General features: G+C 41.1%; 15 protein-coding genes and 1 pseudogene. 1 reads left to right on the forward strand and 15 read right to left on the reverse strand.

Translation table 11 applies throughout. The annotated features are described in order from the left end of the window. Positions 1-129: 129 nt before the first annotated feature. From QNH28_RS19280 to QNH28_RS19350, 15 genes and pseudogenes are all read right to left on the reverse strand, one after another. The gene (locus tag QNH28_RS19280) at positions 130-879 is read right to left on the reverse strand and encodes a DUF4184 family protein (RefSeq protein WP_283908118.1); all 750 of its coding nucleotides are present in this window, start codon (positions 877-879) and stop codon (positions 130-132) included. Positions 880-895: 16 nt separating this feature from the next. Further along, a complete protein-coding gene (locus tag QNH28_RS19285; RefSeq protein ID WP_283908119.1) occupies positions 896-1603 on the reverse strand; it encodes a class I SAM-dependent methyltransferase in 708 nt (235 codons plus the stop codon). Positions 1604-1625: 22 nt separating this feature from the next. Further along, entirely contained in the window at positions 1626-2147 is a 522-nt protein-coding gene (locus QNH28_RS19290) for a DNA topology modulation protein (RefSeq protein ID WP_283908120.1), read from the reverse strand. 397 nt (positions 2148-2544) lie between these two features. Further along, a complete protein-coding gene (locus QNH28_RS19295; protein WP_283908121.1) occupies positions 2545-3324 on the reverse strand; it encodes an SDR family oxidoreductase in 780 nt (259 codons plus the stop codon). A gap of 20 nt (positions 3325-3344) precedes the next feature. Then, positions 3345-4406 (reverse strand): annotated as a pseudogene (locus tag QNH28_RS19300) (NAD(P)/FAD-dependent oxidoreductase). Positions 4407-4446: 40 nt separating this feature from the next. Then, complete coding sequence (locus QNH28_RS19305) at positions 4447-5448, reverse strand: FecCD family ABC transporter permease (protein ID WP_283908122.1); 1002 nt, start codon at positions 5446-5448, stop codon at positions 4447-4449. Continuing rightward, positions 5441-6469 carry a FecCD family ABC transporter permease gene (locus QNH28_RS19310; protein WP_481858328.1) on the reverse strand — a complete coding sequence of 343 codons (1029 nt, stop codon included), beginning with the start codon at positions 6467-6469 and terminating at the stop codon, positions 5441-5443. Before QNH28_RS19310 ends, QNH28_RS19305 begins: the two co-directional genes overlap by 8 nt. Before the next feature lie 83 nt (positions 6470-6552). After that, on the reverse strand, positions 6553-8532 hold the full coding sequence (locus tag QNH28_RS19315) for an AraC family transcriptional regulator (protein ID WP_283908124.1): 1980 nt from the start codon (positions 8530-8532) through the stop codon (positions 6553-6555). Positions 8533-8722: 190 nt separating this feature from the next. Beyond that, positions 8723-9280 (reverse strand): adenylyl-sulfate kinase, encoded by a 558-nt coding sequence (gene cysC, locus QNH28_RS19320; protein ID WP_349655072.1) that lies wholly within the window; start codon positions 9278-9280, stop codon positions 8723-8725. Between the two features lie 2 nt (positions 9281-9282). Continuing rightward, on the reverse strand, positions 9283-9879 hold the full coding sequence (locus QNH28_RS19325) for a hypothetical protein (RefSeq protein ID WP_283908126.1): 597 nt from the start codon (positions 9877-9879) through the stop codon (positions 9283-9285). A gap of 65 nt (positions 9880-9944) precedes the next feature. Beyond that, positions 9945-10676 carry a class I SAM-dependent methyltransferase gene (locus QNH28_RS19330; RefSeq protein WP_283908127.1) on the reverse strand — a complete coding sequence of 244 codons (732 nt, stop codon included), beginning with the start codon at positions 10674-10676 and terminating at the stop codon, positions 9945-9947. A gap of 147 nt (positions 10677-10823) precedes the next feature. After that, positions 10824-12794, reverse strand: coding sequence for a serine hydrolase domain-containing protein (locus tag QNH28_RS19335; RefSeq protein ID WP_283908128.1), 1971 nt, complete (start codon positions 12792-12794; stop codon positions 10824-10826). Between the two features lie 195 nt (positions 12795-12989). Further along, positions 12990-13475, reverse strand: a complete 486-nt coding sequence (locus QNH28_RS19340; protein ID WP_283908129.1) for a hypothetical protein — start codon at positions 13473-13475, stop codon at positions 12990-12992. Between the two features lie 68 nt (positions 13476-13543). After that, entirely contained in the window at positions 13544-14842 is a 1299-nt protein-coding gene (locus tag QNH28_RS19345) for a DUF4179 domain-containing protein (protein ID WP_283908130.1), read from the reverse strand. After that, on the reverse strand, positions 14832-15383 hold the full coding sequence (locus tag QNH28_RS19350) for a sigma-70 family RNA polymerase sigma factor (protein ID WP_283908131.1): 552 nt from the start codon (positions 15381-15383) through the stop codon (positions 14832-14834). The genes QNH28_RS19345 and QNH28_RS19350 overlap by 11 nt, the downstream gene beginning before the upstream one ends. Before the next feature lie 267 nt (positions 15384-15650). On the opposite strand from QNH28_RS19350, the gene QNH28_RS19355 reads away from it, so the two are divergent. Next, positions 15651-17459 (forward strand): LTA synthase family protein, encoded by a 1809-nt coding sequence (locus QNH28_RS19355; RefSeq protein ID WP_283908132.1) that lies wholly within the window; start codon positions 15651-15653, stop codon positions 17457-17459. The last annotated feature ends 23 nt before the right edge of the window (positions 17460-17482 follow it).

Raw genomic sequence — 17482 nt, forward strand, 5'->3', positions numbered from 1 at the left:
AAATAAAGATTTTGATAACGTACTGGAAAAATACGCTAAAGTAATATTATAAGGAAAGTCCATCCTATTAACTATGTATTTCTCAACCATTTCTAAAATAATATTAAAAAAAGCACCCTATGGATGCTTTCATGAAGCGCTCATATTCATACGGTTGATGATCGATGCAAATACTATGCCTAAGCACGTCCCTGTTATAGGTGAAACCACAAGAATACCGATTATATTCCTGCTCGAACTAAAAAGTAACTTCATACTGGTTAAAGCAACCGCTATAACAACTACTGATGTCCAGAACATAATTTTTTGTTTCGTAGATACCGCTGGTATTGTCGTTACTGTTTCATGGTGTCGATACAAAGAACTAATTATCATCCAGGTTAGCATGAGTAACCCAAATATCGAAAAAGAATGCTGCAGTATTTTATAAAGAGGAAAATTATAAATCATTAAATCTCTTAGCGGGGGATATCGCTCTACAAAATAACCATTAAAATGTGTAAATCCATCGATGAACACATGTGTTAAGAAACCAATAATTACAGATAGGATAAACACTATCCAGCCCTTAGGATTCAATTTCCACTTGCTTAAGGTATTGTATGCTCGTTGATCAATATTATAGTTTGAAGGAAGATGTAATACTAAACTCTCCTTAACGATACTATGGAAAATCACCGCGAGGATCGCACATAGGGGAATTGCCTGGAAAAATAGTCCTGTTAAAGAATGCCCTATACTTTGATAGGGCTCAAGCATAATAAAATATTCAAAATCAGGTGACATACTTCCTAGTATTAAGCCTGTAGCACTAAAATATTTTGGTTTCACATATTTAAACGGAAGTGCAAAAATAGGATGAGCAAAGGTAAAAGGCATAACAATCTCCTAATGTTTAGTATAACTTCTTAGCAACAAAGGTAATACAATCTGTTGTCAGTTTTACAGCTTGTCCTTTTCTATCAATTTCATATTCTAATTGTTTTACAAGTCGTTGTTGAACTTCGCATCCAGTGTACTGATCAACTAATAATTCCATCATTTTTTCTGTAGATAAATTCACTTCAAACATTGGATCTAATTCCTGTCCAGTTTCAAGGTTCACCTCATGTATGTTCGATCCGATTATAATGCAATTGGTCCCATTTGCTTTTGTTCCACAAATCATTTCATTAAGCTTTCTTTCCAATGCCTTTTCCGAGCTTACATGTTCCAAGGAAGACACTGCTAAAATAATGTCATACTCCTCTTGAGCGATAATGAAATGCTCAATGTCTGATAATCTTGTCACTATAAAGGGTTCGACCCCAAACTTTTTGCTATTACTCTGCAATTTTTCTATGGCCGACTCCAATAAATCTACGCAAACAACCTTGCCATTCCTATTTTTCATGGATTCCGCTATGGGTATACTATTCCTACCAATCCCAGATCCTAAATCTAATACACTTAAGTATTCTTGATCGGTATACTCTTCTAAGAGATCGATTACCGTTTGTACGGGTCTATGTAGCCAGGAACCTGGCTCGAACAAATTATAACTATCGTAACACATGTCATGATATTTCTTCTCTTCCGTTCTAATATTCGCTACTCTGTCCATATCACACCTCGAGCTTTCTACATCAAGCATGTTTATTTTTCTCTAGCCGTTCAATTAATTCAATTACCTGACTTCTTGTTTTTAAAATAATGACCTGTTGATTTTCTTCTATCTGTTCAAGTTTTTTTATTGTGTTCATTCGAGTTCTTCTTTTATAATTCCACACCCATTTAATAAAGCCCCAATCCAATTTTTCTTTGCACTCTACATTCATATCAGGTCTAGTTTTCTTATGATACATAATTCGCCGTTTGAAAATTCGATATATACACAGGAGTCTTTGCATGTCTAAAAAAATAATTAAATCCACTTTTTTAATCCTCATATCCATAGTCCTTGAATAGTTACCATCAATGATCCAATGATCTTCATTCGTAAACTGTTCAACGATTTTATCCCACTCGTCATTGGGTTTAGGAACCCAATTGGGATTCCAGTAATAAGTATCCAAATGTTTGACTGGAAGATCGAGTATGTTACTGAGCTTTTGAGCTAGGGTTGATTTCCCCGATCCACCTGATCCAATAATCATTATTCGGTTCATATGTTCTCCTTGGATTATAAATTAAGAGATTTCTTCCATGATCATATATATCTCAACCAAAGAGCGATTGCTTTCTATGCATTGCCGAACAATTCTTGTATGTATTCTTCTGACATATACTCTCTAAATTCTTTATCTAACAAATATATTCCTCTTCTTTAATCCATTGGTATTTAAAAACAGTTCCACAGTCTTCACCTTCTCCAGTGTATTCCCACTTCTCAGGTAATTTTGTTTCTGTAATTAGAAGGTACTCCGTAGTAGCTCCACACCTTCATTATAGAGTTTGGATATTATATCATCATTTTCCATGTTTTGTTGCAATAATCTGCCCACTAACTGAAATAGACTACCGATCAGTCGGTAGCCTTGAATAGGGTACACTTTTCTTATAGAACTATTTCCCTAGAAATCCACCTTCGGATTTTATCACTTGTCCCGTAATCCACTGCGAATCATCACTCGCTAAGAAACTAATACCTCTAGCTGCATCTTCTGGCAACCCGATTCTTCCCATTGGAAACATAGGCAAAAAATGAGTTTTCATCTCATCCGTTATCCAACCGGAATCTGTAGGGCCCGGATCAAAACCATTGACTGTGATATGTAACGGAGCTAAACCAACAGAAAGAGGTTCGATCAATCCAATTAATGCACCCTTTGTCAATATATAAGCCAGGTTATCAGGATCAGGTCCTTTTGAAACCATAAAGATAATTCTACCTGGAGTCCCCTTTGGATGAAACTTCTCGAATCTCTTGGCAAACTCAGTACTGAGTAAAATTGTGCCGCGATTGTTCACTACATAGTGTTGATCTAACGAAGTGATACTCAGGTTCTGATAATTCGTGGGCACGCAATAAGCCGCATTGTTAATCAAAATCGAGGCATTTCCTAAGGTTTTTTCTACCTGATCCATAATCTTTATCGAGATTTCAGAATTGGCAAAATCCGCTTCCATATGACTTACCCTGACTCCCAAGCTTTTCAGTTCTGCACAAAGCTGTTCCGGCCATTCCTTTTCTCCACCATTCCCTTCCGTGTCATCAAAAGGATGCCAATGCGTAAAGAAAATATCCGCACCTTGGCTTGCAAGTGAACGGCATATGGCTGTACCGATTCCTGTGGATCTGCTTGCTCCAGTAACGATTGCTATTTTATTTTTTAATGAGTTCATCTATACCGCCTCCGATCGTTTCAGCTTTGTTCCTCTTCAAGTTCAAACGCTCTGTTCTTTTCATCAAACTTGCTGTTATGTGAGGAAACCTGCACTCTTGTTGGCGAATCCGGCTCGATATACATCTTAGCACTATTCACGGCTAAAGCCGCGTCCGTGAAAGCTCCAGCAATAAGATACAGCTTACTGCCGTAATTTGCAATATCACCAGCCACGAATACACCCGGAATATTAGTTGCCAGCTTCTCATCCGCATTAAAATTCCAATCTGTTCTCCCTAGCCCCCAATTTAACATAGGACCGAGATCGCCTCGTAGCCCATGATTAATCAAGACGGCGTCCACCTGGAAACGTTACTGCTCCGTTTCATCCGTCCATTCCCCGTCCGCATTTAATTGCGCGATTGAAACAGCGTCAAGGAGCTTACCCTTCCCGTATAAATTCGTAATGGCATATGGTGTAAGAACTTGAACGTTCGATGCTTTCATCCGCCTCACATTCCGCTCCATACCGCTGAAGCTATCCCGCCGGTGCACGAGCGTAACCGATGAAGCGATTCCCACTAGTTCATTAGCCCAATCGACAGCTGAATCACCGCCTCCAGAGATTAGCACTCTTTTATCGCGAAAGCTTGCCAATTCCGTAATAGTATAATGGAGATTTTCCTTTTCATAATTCTCCGCTCCGGGCAGGTTAAGCTTAGCAAGCTTTAGCGCGCCATGGCCTACCGCCAAGATCAGCGTCCGACTCCAATGCTGTTCTCCGGTTGCAGACGTTATGCGTATCGTGCCATCAGCCAATCTCTCCAGCCCGATAATTTGTTGATCCAGCACAATAGTCGGATCAAAGGTTTGAGCTTGCTGGATCATGAGCTTTGTCAGCTGCGCTGCGCGAACAGGAGCCGTACCCCCGACATCCCAGACGATCTTCTCTGGATATGTCAACGTCCTTCCCCCTAGCTCCGCTCTCGCCTCAATCAGCTTTGTCTTCATATCGCGCATTCCACTGTAAAAGGCAGCATACAAGCCCGCCGGCCCTCCACCAATTATGGTTACGTCAAAAAGCTCCAATTCCTGAGTCATTCTTTGCCTCCCTCTGTTCTCAATCCCCTTGAATGGAGATCTAAATCTTCTTGCGCTTAAACAGCAGGTACATGAAAAAAGGAGCTCCAATGCCTGCTGTGAATACGCCTGCCGGAACATCTAGCGGCTGAAAAAGCATTCTTCCTGCCAAATCCGCCAACAGTAGAATGATTGCACCTATTAACGCGGATACCGGGATGATCAGCTTGTAATAATTTCCAACAAGCATTCTGGCGATATGCGGTGCCATCAATCCGATGAACGATATCGTCCCGGCTACGCCAACTGCAGCACCGGCGAGTGCAACGCTATAAAACAAGAGAATTATCCGGCTTAGCTGAAGCCTGCTTCCAAGCCCGCGAGCGACATCCTCACCTAAGGATTGCACATTTAATTCCTTCGCCATCAGCAACGACAAAGGAATGAATAACGCTACCCACGGCCACAGCACTTCGATATAACTCCAATTGGTACCGTAGATGCTTCCCGTCATCCAATTGAGCACTTGTGCGGCCAAATAAGCCGGTCCGCTAATTAGCAGGAACGTAGTGAGCGCGCCCATTGCGGTAGAAATGCCAATGCCGATCAGCACCAGCCGAAACGGCGACACACCTTTTTTCCAAGCAAATACATAATTAATGGCCGTCGCAACCAATGCGCCGCCGATGGCAATGAACGGTACCCAATGGATACTGTAGCCCGTCACGAAAGTCATGAAGGCAACCACAGCTACCGATGCTCCCCCGGTTACACCCAGTAGATCGGGCGAAGCGAGAGGATTGCGAATGACGCCCTGTAATAGCGCACCGGCTACGGCCAATGCTGCGCCAATGAGTATAGCGGCTGCTATTCGTGGCAGACGGAACTGCATAATGATCAGGTTACTGGCTTCCATGTTTCGCCCGGTAAGAGAAGCAAGTACCTCTTTTAACGGCACGCTAACTCCCCCAACGGATAAACTAAGAAGCGACAAGGCGGTAACGATACAAGTTAAACCTAAAAACAACAAGAACGAATGCTTCGCTGTACGCGGTTTAAACATGCTGTTTCCTCCTAGCCACATGGATCAGAAAGGGAACTCCGATAATCGCTGTTGCGACACCCACCGGAACTTCTCTAGATTCCAGAATAAAGCGGGATACTAAATCCGCAGTCACCAGAAGTATCGCTCCGACTAAAGCTGTATAAGGAAGCAGCCATCTAAAATCATGCCCAACGATGTATCTGCATAAGTGAGGGACAATAAGTCCGATGAAAGCAATCGGACCAGCTGCTGCTACCGAGCTTCCCGCCAATAGTACAATTGACGTAGCCGACAGCACGCGGACCAGCGTTAGACGCTGTCCCAAGCTCTTCGCGCTATCGTCCCCAATCGCCATAATATTTAACGAGCCCGAGAGTAGTAGTGAGATCGTCATTCCTATTGCCATATAAGGGAGCACCATCAGCAAATGCTCCAGATTTCTTCCTTCCACAGAGCCGATCATCCAGAATAGGGCAGATTCCAACGACTGCTTATTAATTAGAATAATGCCGGATGTAATAGAGGAAGCGAAAGCTGCCATACAAGCGCCGGCCAAGGTCAGCTTTACCGGCTCGAATCCGCCTCCTTGCAAACCAAGCGTATAGACGACCACCGATGTTGCAACCGCACCTGCGAAAGCAAGCCAGACCATGCCGCTCATCGTTAACGAGGAACCGAATACGAGTAGCCCGATGACAATAAATAGCACAGCGCCCGCATTTACACCGAAGACAGAGGGCGAAGCCAGCGGATTTCTTGTCAGAACCTGCATAATCGCCCCGGCTACAGCTAAACTTGCCCCCACCAGTGCCGCAATTAGGGTTCGGGGAACACGCACCCTCGTCAGAATAAGATGTTCGTTTGAACCATTGAATTGACTGTAAGCCAGCCATAGATCTTTCAAGCCGAATTGATGAAGACCATACAATATACTGCATAACATACTAATTAGAAGCAGAATCGCACCGACAACTAGGCCGGCGAGCTTTCGCTTGCTTAGGAAAACACCATTCACGTCTGCACCGAGCCTCCTATTCATTGGCAGCCTAACAACTAAACTGCTAGAATCGTCAACAAGCTGACGCGAATACAGCGTCAGCTTGTTGATTCGATACGCCTTTATTATTTCACATCAAAGTATTTAACGAGTTCGTCCAGCAACAGATTGGCTGCTTCATATCCGCCTGCCGAGTTCCAGATCGCTTCATCGACTTGAATCACCTTGTTGTTCTTTGAAACGCTCAAATTTTGGAACAACGGATCTTTTTTCCATTCCTCCACGACCTTCGATGCATCGTCCTTGCCCGGAGTCTCCGACACGAAATAGAAGAGCACATCGCCGTCCATGCTAGGGATCGTCTCTTTGGTCATCACTTCGATAAAGGAGTCTTTATCCTGCGACTCAGGCCGTGCAATTCCTAATTGGCTCAAGAGCACGCCGGAGAACGTTTGCTTCTGATAGATACGCACTTGTTTCGCGGAGAAGCGCACCACCGACACTTTCGTGTCTGCTTTGCTGCCGAGCTTCGCCTTGACTTCTGCAACTCGTTTATCGAAGTCCGCCATCGCTTGCTCTCCTTCTTCCTGCTTGTTTAAAGCTTCGGAGTAGAGCTTGAAATTAATCTTCCAATCTCCTGCCAGGTCATCGGAGAATATCGTCGGTGCTATCTGCTTTAATTGGTCGTAGATTTTCTCTTGTCTGACCTTATTACCGATAATCAGATCCGGCTTGAGGCTTGCGATCAATTCAATATTCGGCTGAAGCTCGTCTCCCACAACCGTAACGCCTTCCATGTCTTTCTTGATATGGTCGTACCAAGGGTCACCAATCCAAGACTGAACGGCTCCGACCGGTTTGATACCCAGTGCCAAAAGTGCCTCTGTTCCTTCATTGGTCAATATGACAACACGTTCAGGGGCGCCGGTGAGCGTTTCTTCCCCCATCGCATGCTTAATCACTCTTGTGTCATTGCTTACATCCGTCGACGGACTTGCAGCTGGACTTGCGGAAGTTGCCACATTATTAGTAGACGTGCTGTTACTTGTCGGTGTGACATTCGTTCCCCCTGTTGAGCATGCACTCAAAAAGAGAACGAAACAAAATAATAAGGTTGCTGCCATTGTTGTTCTTGACTTACGATACATCGGTATTTCCCCTTCTCTTTTATATTGATAATGATTCTCAAACTCATTACCAATATAACGTTGCTGCCTTCTAGCAACAATGGGAGATCTGAACACGAAGGATGGATTATTTCGACGCTGCTCCTGTTGCAACGCTGCTTCTTTAAAGCTGGTGGGAGAAACACCCTCGTATTTCTTGAAGATACGGCTGAAATAATAGCTGTCGGTATAGCCTACACTCTCGGCAATTTCCTTCAGTGTGAAATCTGTGGAAAGAAGCAACTGCTTCGCTTTGCTCATCCGCAATTGAATCAAATAATCGATCGGGCTTGTTCTCACTTGCTTCTTAAAGGCACGCAGTAGCTGTCTGGAGCTGCAACTAAGGTGTTCAAGCAGCGTCTCAAGCGTTATCGGCTCCCGATAGTGTTCATGAATATAACGAACCGCTTGGGCCACCAAGTCAGGCTTGACGGCTATGATATTCTGGCGTTCCATCTGCTCTAGAATTTCATAAACCATTTGATAAAATATCGCTTTAACTTGAAGCTTATTGAGTAGATCTGAACGATGCCACTCCTTGCTCATGGAGGTAACATGATGGAATACGGAGATCGGATAATGGGGCTTAAATACATATTGCATTTGAAACGGATTGTGCTGCTCCATCAGCTTGATCGTTTCTTGACGAGATGGTAGTGCTAGTACCGCTTTATACAAAATAATATAGTATTCCAGCAGCTCATCTGCCGTAATATCTAGGTAGAAACCCTTGCCCCCATGGAGCAAGGAAAATCGGCTGACGCGGTGTGTGTTGCCGTCCAGTTGGAGATGTGCGCTACCTCTAGTCACATATAAGAAGACGCTTGAGGGCATTCTGTACGCATGCAGCTCCTCGCCTTGTTCCATTCTTGTATGTCGTATATCTATGATCTTGATGAATGCCTGATTCCATAGCAAAGCTTGATCATTCAATGTCACCGTCTTGCTCTCCCCCTTCTCTTTCCTCCATGTTGAGAGATTTATACCCCCATCATATATGATAATGATTATCATTTACAATGATATTCGCAGAACTATTTTCCAGTGGTGTTACTAGTAACGGAACGTAAAAAAGACGAGCAACAATTGATTCGTTTGCTCGTCTTTTCTATCAAATTTAATAAATGCTTTATTTCCTCCGCATAGCTGATATGTGTTGAAGGATTTTCGACACGCATTCATCTAAGGAAAACTTGTCTGTCTCTACGATCACATCCGGGTGTTGAGGCTCTTCATAAGGAGAATCAATACCCGTAAAATGCTTGATTTGTCCGGCTCTTGCTTGTTTATATAGACCTTTCGGATCTCTCTCCTCACAGACTTCCAAAGGGCACTGAACATATACTTCCAAGTACGAATCTCCAATCAGAGAACGGACCTTATCGCGTGTAGAGCGGTATGGAGAGATGGAGGCAACGATCACATTCAGGTTCGCATCAAGCAGAATCTTACCAATCTCACCAATCCTTCTCCCTACTTCCAATCGATCCGCTTCGCTGAACTGAAGATCCTGATTAATTCCTTTCCTCAATGTATCACCGTCCAGAATGTAACAATTATCAATATGATTTTTCAGTTCCTCAGCAAGCGTTGATTTACCTGAACCCGATAGCCCAGTTAGCCATATCATTTGATTCATAAATACGTACCTCTTCCTGCTAGATTCAATTGTTAAAATATTTTGAATAGTTACTCTAGCTTAAACACAATTTCAGTACCTGTCCCATCGTTCTTAAAAGGTAAACTAAATTCCTTGAACTCTAATTTAATACCGGAGATATCATCGGGGAGTGGCGGAGATACTACGTAGTTATAAGCTGCATACCCTGATGAACTTCCACCATTCGTCATTCGACTGTCATACGCTTCTCCTATATATAGCTCATAATGGTTAGGTTTATTAGCATATAATTCAGAGGTAATATCCCAATCCATACTAAGCGTGATAACACTTGCATTACTATATTGTCGTATAGAGGTAAGTGTATAGAAGAACTCATCTGCCTCAATAGATTGTAAAACAGCAATATGTTTTCTAAAACCTGTTGGCTCGACCATCGGCTTAAAATGTTCTTCATTAAATAAAGTCCCAAATACAGCTTTCAAGAAATCCTCGTAGAGTTCAAACCTCGCCGCCCAATCAGAAATATACTCAAAAGATGGGAATCCTGGATTATTATCCGAGCGTTCCTTACGTTGTTTTATCAATGTACAAATCTGCTCATCGATATCCGTAATTCTTTGATCGTATTGCTCGGTTGGGCGTATAAATGGCATCCGTTTCATCTTAGTCCTCCTCATTGCAATTCTTTGCATTCATATGCTTATTAGACTAGCGTTACTTCGATAATTTATTTTATACATTTAAATACGAGAAAAAGTGGGATTCTCATCCTTCTCTCATACTCTCCTTCACTATTAAAAAACTGAGGATTTGGCTTACATTCTCTAATATCCTCTATTTTAAATCCAACATGTTTCAGTGTCTGAAAATACTCTTCAAAAGTTCTGTGGTACTTAACTACACTTTCTCCAATCCAAGGCTCCATTCTCTTACCCATTTCAAAATAGTTATCGACGATCCAGTCCGACTTTCTTTCTGAAGTTGTCGCGCTTTTCATGGATGATGTTAGAACCGGATGCTGTACACTAAAAATAAACTGACCATTAGGAATAAGCGCACTACGGATACTATCAAAGATTGGTTCTAGGTCTTGTAAATAATGAATAGCCAACCGAGAGATTACCAAATCATATTTCTCTTTTGGGTAATTCCAACTCTCCATAGTAGCATGGTTAATCTTACTTTTAGATGTATTTAACAGTTCTTTTGCCGCTTTGACCATATTACTTGAACCTTCCACACCTTCGTAAAAGTTACATCCCTGCTCAAGCAACTCATATCCGAACTTAGCATCCCCGCATCCTAAATCGAGCAACTTTTTCCCAAGTACATCGCCCATAAGATCATATATAACCGGCTTTTCAATAATGTTATTTGGGCTATCCTCTCTGTTTCTTCTCAATAAATAGTGATAGAAAAAATCTTCATTGTCATACACCGATGACCCTTTATAATCCAACAGAATACCTCCTTGCTGTAAGAAAATACTTTTGGGTAATTTTAGCATTTAAAACAACCTTATACTACCGATAATTTCATTTAGCTCATAAACCTATCATTAAAAAACACCCCAAAGAGTCTCTCTGAGGTGTCGAATTCGAATTCCTTAGTGTTTGATTGGCAAACTATAGTATCCAAAAGCAAGATCAAGTAATGCACTCGCTTCTTGGCGAAGCAAAGGTTTTTTAGAACGAAAATCGACAGATCCATCATCATTCACTTTTGCATCTGGGTCTACAATGCCTTGAGAGACTATTGCTGTGATCGCGTCAGCGGCCCACGAGTCTGTATCACCTTTAAGCGTAATTTCTGAAGCTTGCTTAGCTTGTTTTAGATTTTGGATCATAACGGCTGCAACTTGTCTTGTAATAACAGCATTACGATCAAAACCAGGAATTCCTTGTTTCGTTAATTCTTTATTTCCCTCAATTAAATGAGGAAAGCCGTACCATCCATGGGCAAGAATTAAAGCATCCATAAACTCACCTTGCGTCATGGTTCCCTGTGGTTCGAAATTGTTGCCAGATTTAGCACTTATCACATCCAGCGAATACAGATTGTCGATGTAAGATTTATAAGCGTTCTCCTTAGGTACATCTGCAAATGCTGGCTTCGTGTGAACCTTTCGAGCATCTGAAACAAAATCTGGGCTATTAGGATTCGTATAATAAAAGTATTCGATCTGATCTTTATGATCTTTTTTAAAGGCTAATTTGTTGCCGGATTCATCTTCGAACAATAGCGGATTAATCATTCGTAACGTATGTGTACCGCTTGTTCCAGTTTCCATAATTAGATTGCCATCTGCATAGGTGAAGTTCGATTTCAAGAAATAGAATCTGGTGTTCAAATAAGTTCCGGTATATTTACTAGCTTCTGATGCAGGCAATGGGAGGTACGTTGGCGTCTCTGGCGCTTTCTTTTCAGGGAAATAGTGATCCATTAAGGCTTCATAAATATCTAAGCTCATCATTGTGTCATTGTTATAGGACATGTAGAATGCCGTATTCTCCTCAGGCAATAATACGATCAGTGATTGATGACCAGGCATATTTCCACCTTTGAGAACCACATGATAGCCATTCATCAAATCATTACGATACCCTTCAAATCCTCCAACCGTCGTCATCGGAAGCGATTCATTCGCAAATACAGAGTAGGTTTGCATCATCTTCGTGGTTTCTTTACTAATGATTTGCTTCCCCTTCACGCTACCTTGTTGTTGAAAAAGAGTTAGATATTTAGCCATATCTTCTCCTGTGGAAAGAATACTGCCCTGTGGTCCATCGGTAGGAGCATGCCCAAAGGTTGGATGAGGATTACCATCTGGACCATAATGCGTGGCCATTCTAGCTAAAAGCTCTGGGGTAAATCGAGCACTAGTAGAGTTCATTCCTAACGGTTTGAACACATGGTTCTCCATATACTTATAAAACGGGGTACCACTTACGTTCTCAATCGCATAACCCGCAAGTAAAAAGGCAAAGTTATCGTACGTATAAGCTTCACCAGGTGTCCGAACGACGGTCGGCATATGCTCTGTCATAAACTTTTTCATGGGGATGTCTTGATCTACATATTCCGGTGCAACAAAGTTAGCTTTGTCCGGGTAATCAAAGCCCGTTGTGTAAGACAACATATTTCTTAAGGTTAATGGAGTTTCCGTTTCATTAGGTACTTTCATCCCGCCAAGATACGCATTGATATCGTGATCAAGCTCCATCTTTCCTTGTTCCACTAGCTGCAGAGCCGCTAAAGCGGTAAATGTCTTCGATACGGATGCAATCTGAAAGACAGTATTCTTATCGACAAGGGTTTTCTTTTCTTTGTCTGCATATCCGTACCCTTTATTCACGAGCACCTTTCCGTCTTTAACCACTACAAAGTTGGATCCGTTCACATTGTATTCCTTCATTTTCTGCGCAAATATAGGATCCGCAAAAGCCTCGATTTCTTTTCCCTTAAAAGATCCTTTCGAACTGGTTGCGTTAGTGGAGACTGGTGATGAACATGCTGTAAATACAGCTGTTGATAATAATAGTGCGATGACGCTAAGCTTGCGTGTCTTTTTCTTCATAATCCATTCTCCTCTTTAGGGTTAGTTGTGAATAGTGAACCTGTTCTGAGTATCACAAACGGATTGTCATTCTAGCTAGAAACGTTCTGTCACCCATTAGCTTTGTTACATGTCATATGACATAACGGGTTAATCAAAAAAAAGACACCAACAAGGAGTTAGTGTCTTTCATTTCACATATTAGTTTAGAGGAGCTTAGAGCCATCTCGAAAAACTTTTATGAGATACATTGATTTGATTTCGTTCAGCCCAAGCCTTTAACTGTTTCATCACTTCATCTTCATCTTTTTGTGCAAGAAAGTTAAAACATAATTTATAAGGAACAAATTTATTCACTTTAGGTCTTATTCCAACTACAGGACTAAAATATCCTTTTATATAAATATCATTAATCCGCTCTGCCTCTATTTTTTGATCTTCTATGAAGATAGCATTCGGATGAATCTGAATTTCAATAACTCTTCTGATCGTAAATATTCTGTAGATTAAAACACTTGCGACAATCAGACAAATAATAGCTTCGCCATAAAGCAAACAAGAAAGCACTAAATCGTCGCTAGCTGTATAGCGATGGTTCAGGTTATAAATTTGAAATAATTGAATACCCAATAGCACACTTATACTTACCAGCAGCGGTATTAACGACGGACGCCTCACTCTATAAACCCCTGTATTATCCATGTGCCCCTCCTTTTCTCACGTCCATATAGATTACCATATGTTATAAAAAATGGATATTGCATTTCTATTCACTTCACTGGAATCTCAATCACTTTATTGTATGCCTTCAAATAGTGCATTCCTTCTATAAGTAGTGACTCAGGTTCCGTTTGTGTATCAAATAATAAGGTGCGTTCCTTCATTAGTTTACCGTCCACTTGCTTTGTCTCTTTTTGATTGATCGTTGTTTTTAAAGATGTACTCTCGTTGTTCGTTTCTATAAAAACACCATCCAGCATTACATCATCATCCGTAGCAATCGTTATTTCGATGCCTTGAGAGGTTTTGGCTACATCCTTTAACCATAATTCTTTGTCGCCCAGCATAAATGGCTCATCACTAATGGAAGTCAGGGGATACTTTCCCTCCAGTTTCTGATATCCAGCGAACTCTTTAACGACTAATTGCATGGAATGTAGCTCGATCGGCAATGTGTCAAAGCGAATATCAAATGTGCTCCCACTTAGTGAGGTTTGATTACCACTACCCAAGATCTCTACAGGCGTTCCATCGACAATTAATTGTATCCCATGTAATCCAAGCTTCACTCGATCAAAATCATCGACATCCAGCTTCCCTTTTATTACAGTCATTGTTGGTGTAGCTGTGATCGATTTAAAGGTAATCGTACCTTTGTCGACTTTAACCTTTTTGTTGATCGATTGTTTAATCTGAGTTTGCATAGCCTCATTAGGGTTATAAGGGAACGTAACTGTTCCTTCGCTCATCTGACCATTCTCTTCTAGCTGCTGCCAAAAGTGTAATGTTAGTTTTTTTGAAAATGGATTTACGCTGTCAAACGACATCTGTCCTTTAATCTCCGTATGCTCTTCATTGATTAATGCTGTCCCACTTACTACATTAGAATCCGTTAAAAAACCGCTTATTTTAGAGGGTCTAAAAGCATCTGCAGACATATCCTCTAATCCATTTGGGTTAGTTAAGGTGTAATACATAATGAATTGATTGGCGTCCGCCATAAGTCCGTTAATGGTAAGTGTTGTTCCGTCTAGTAACGAAGTATTCTTGTTGATGCTTTGTCCCATACCTTTTTCATTTAGCTGTTGTAAAGTTGTGCCATTAAGCAATTCATCAAAGCCAAAAAGCTGTTTGCCATAATAAGCAAAAGCATTGTAGTTTTGTCCAGAGATCACTGTCACCAATAAAACAACCACCGCAACCTTCCATATCGGTGCTATTCTTTTCGTTCTTTTTGCGGGAGCCGAATTCAAAGCCTTTCTTAATCTCATTTCTAATTCTTCAGGTGCGGTAATGGACGCTATGCGTGTCTTCTCCTCAGCTAACCGTTGCTCGACGTTATTGTTCATCAACATCACCTCTGTACTGATTTTTTAGCGTTTGTAATCCATGGTAAATTCTTGATTTAACTGTTCCTATCGAAACCTTCGTAATGTCAGCTATCGTTTGATAATCGAGATCATGAAAATACTTTAATTGAATCGCTTCTCTCTGATGCTCATTTACTTGTAACAGCAAGGTCTCGATATCCATTTGTTGCTCACTTCTGCGAAAAGGATCACTACTACTCACTACTTGACCTATTTCCCTATCGTCAACTTTACTCCAATCCTCTAACAGCACCAGCTTGCCGCGCTTATGAAGTAGTTGTTTACAACCATTCACCAAAATCGTCTTACTCCAGCTATAAAAAGCTTCCTCTTTCTTTAGCTGACCGATCTTTTCATAAAGCGTGACGATCATTTCTTCCATGGCATCCATTGCATCATGCGCATTCCCCATATAGCTGAACGCTAGCCTATAATAAACGTCTTTTTCAGACATGATTAAGTGGAGCAATGCTTCTTTATTCCCCTTTTTGGCTTTTTTCACCCAACGAGCAACATCCATGCCTTCACCTCTCTCCCCTATAAGAGTTAGGAGTAACTTAAAAAGTTCATTTCCCATAAAAATAATTTTTTATATACTCTGTATGATTTCATTCACCTAAATGTAATATTAAGGAAAACAAGTCTCTTCTATACCCCAATCTAGTTGATTTTAAACACTTCAAGTAATAGAATGAACTAATCTAAAAGAAAAGGATGGGCATAAGAGATGCCGTTTAAAGAACCTCGTACCCTCAGTAAAAGATCCCTATTATTTTTCTCTCTCATTATGCTAGTAAAAAGTTATTTTGCTTGGTATTTTCTATTTGAAGATGGGCCTACATGGACCACATGGCTTAAAGAAATTCCTTTTATACTTCTAGTCTTTTGCTTGATTGAATGGTTCGCAACGAAACGAAAAATTGCCATCTACATGCTGGTCAATGTGTTGATTACTACACTATTTTTCTCACTCATTGTATATCATAATCATTTTGGCATCATTGCTACTTCGCAAGTATTAGATCAGGTCAAACAAGTAGGAGCCGTTAAGAAAAGTATTTTTTCGGTCCTTCGTCCGCAATATATGCTTATTTTCGTGGATATCATTGTCATTGGTTTGATCATGTTTAGAAAACAAAAGGCACTTAACTGGAAAAAAGCCATGTCGCGTAAAAGTAACCGGAAAGCGGTTGCGATCTTGTTCTGTATTTCCATCGTCATTTGCGCAATGAATATTTTTCCAAACCGAGCCAGTATGAACGAAACTGTAAAAGCCGAGCAAATGGGCATTCTCAATTATGAAGCTTACTCTCTGCTAGCCAATCAAGAGGAAGAACAAATTGATGTCTCTGAGATTACACAAGCAGCGATTAACAAGACCAAAGGAATTCAAGTAACCTCAAATCCTGTTCAATTTGGAGCGGCCAAAGGAAAGAACCTGATCATTCTTCAGATGGAGTCTTTCCAGAACTTCTTAATCAACCTTAAGATTGATGGAATAGAAATCACACCGAATATGAACAAGCTTGCGGCTAGCAGTTACTACTTTCCGCGTTTCTACCAGCAGGTTGGACAAGGAAATACTTCTGACGCCGAATTCATTGTAAATACTTCTTTCTATGTTCCACCTGATGGTCCAGCCACTCAAATGTATGCGCCTAAAGAACTTCCAAGCCTACCTAAGCTACTTCAAGCGCAAGGTTATGATACGGCAACATTCCATACGAATGAAGTCGACTTTTGGAACCGTGGCGAGCTTTATACTGCCTTAGGATTTAATCGATATTACGATAAGGAATATTATGGTGAAGAGGACACGGTATTTTACGGAGCTTCTGATGAAGTATTGTATGAGAAAACAGCTGCAGAGCTAGCAAGGATGGATCAGAAGGATCAGCCTTTCTACTCCCACGTAATTTCGATGTCAGCGCATAATCCATTCTCGATCCCTGAGGATAAATACAAAATGAACCTTCCAGAACGATTTGAAGGAACGTTAGTCGGAGATTATATTCGTGCTCAGAATTATGCTGACTACGCACTTGGACTTTTTATTGATGAGCTCAAACAAAATGGGGTATGGGATAACAGCCTGATTGCATTGTACGGAGATCACCGTGGACTTCCGATCTTCTCTCTGAAAGAGGATGATCACGTCTTATTACAGGAGATCCTTGGTCATGAATATACGGAACGTGAATTGATTAATATTCCATTGATCCTATCAGCGACGGGAATTACAACGCCAAGTGTAAAAGAACAGCTAGGCGGACAAGTGGATATTTTACCGACTGTATCTAATTTATTGGGTGTATCTCTTGCAGATCATATTCATTTCGGACAAGATTTATTGAATCAATCAACTTATAACCTACTTCCTCAGCGCTATTATTTGCCAACAGGATCGTTCGTAAATAATGAAGAGCTCTTCCTATCTGGCAGTGGCTTCGAGGATGGTCAGCATTATACCTTATCTGGCGATGGCAACCACACGCAACAAACGACCGAGGATGAGTTCGATCGTGCTTTAGAGCTTCTCCATCTATCAGATAGTTATGTAACACAGTTACCAGATAGAGTAATTGAGGAAAAATAAGCTTATATACCAAAAACACTGCA

Source organism: Paenibacillus sp. G2S3 (assembly GCF_030123105.1).
Classification (GTDB): Bacteria; Bacillota; Bacilli; order Paenibacillales; family Paenibacillaceae; genus Paenibacillus_AQ.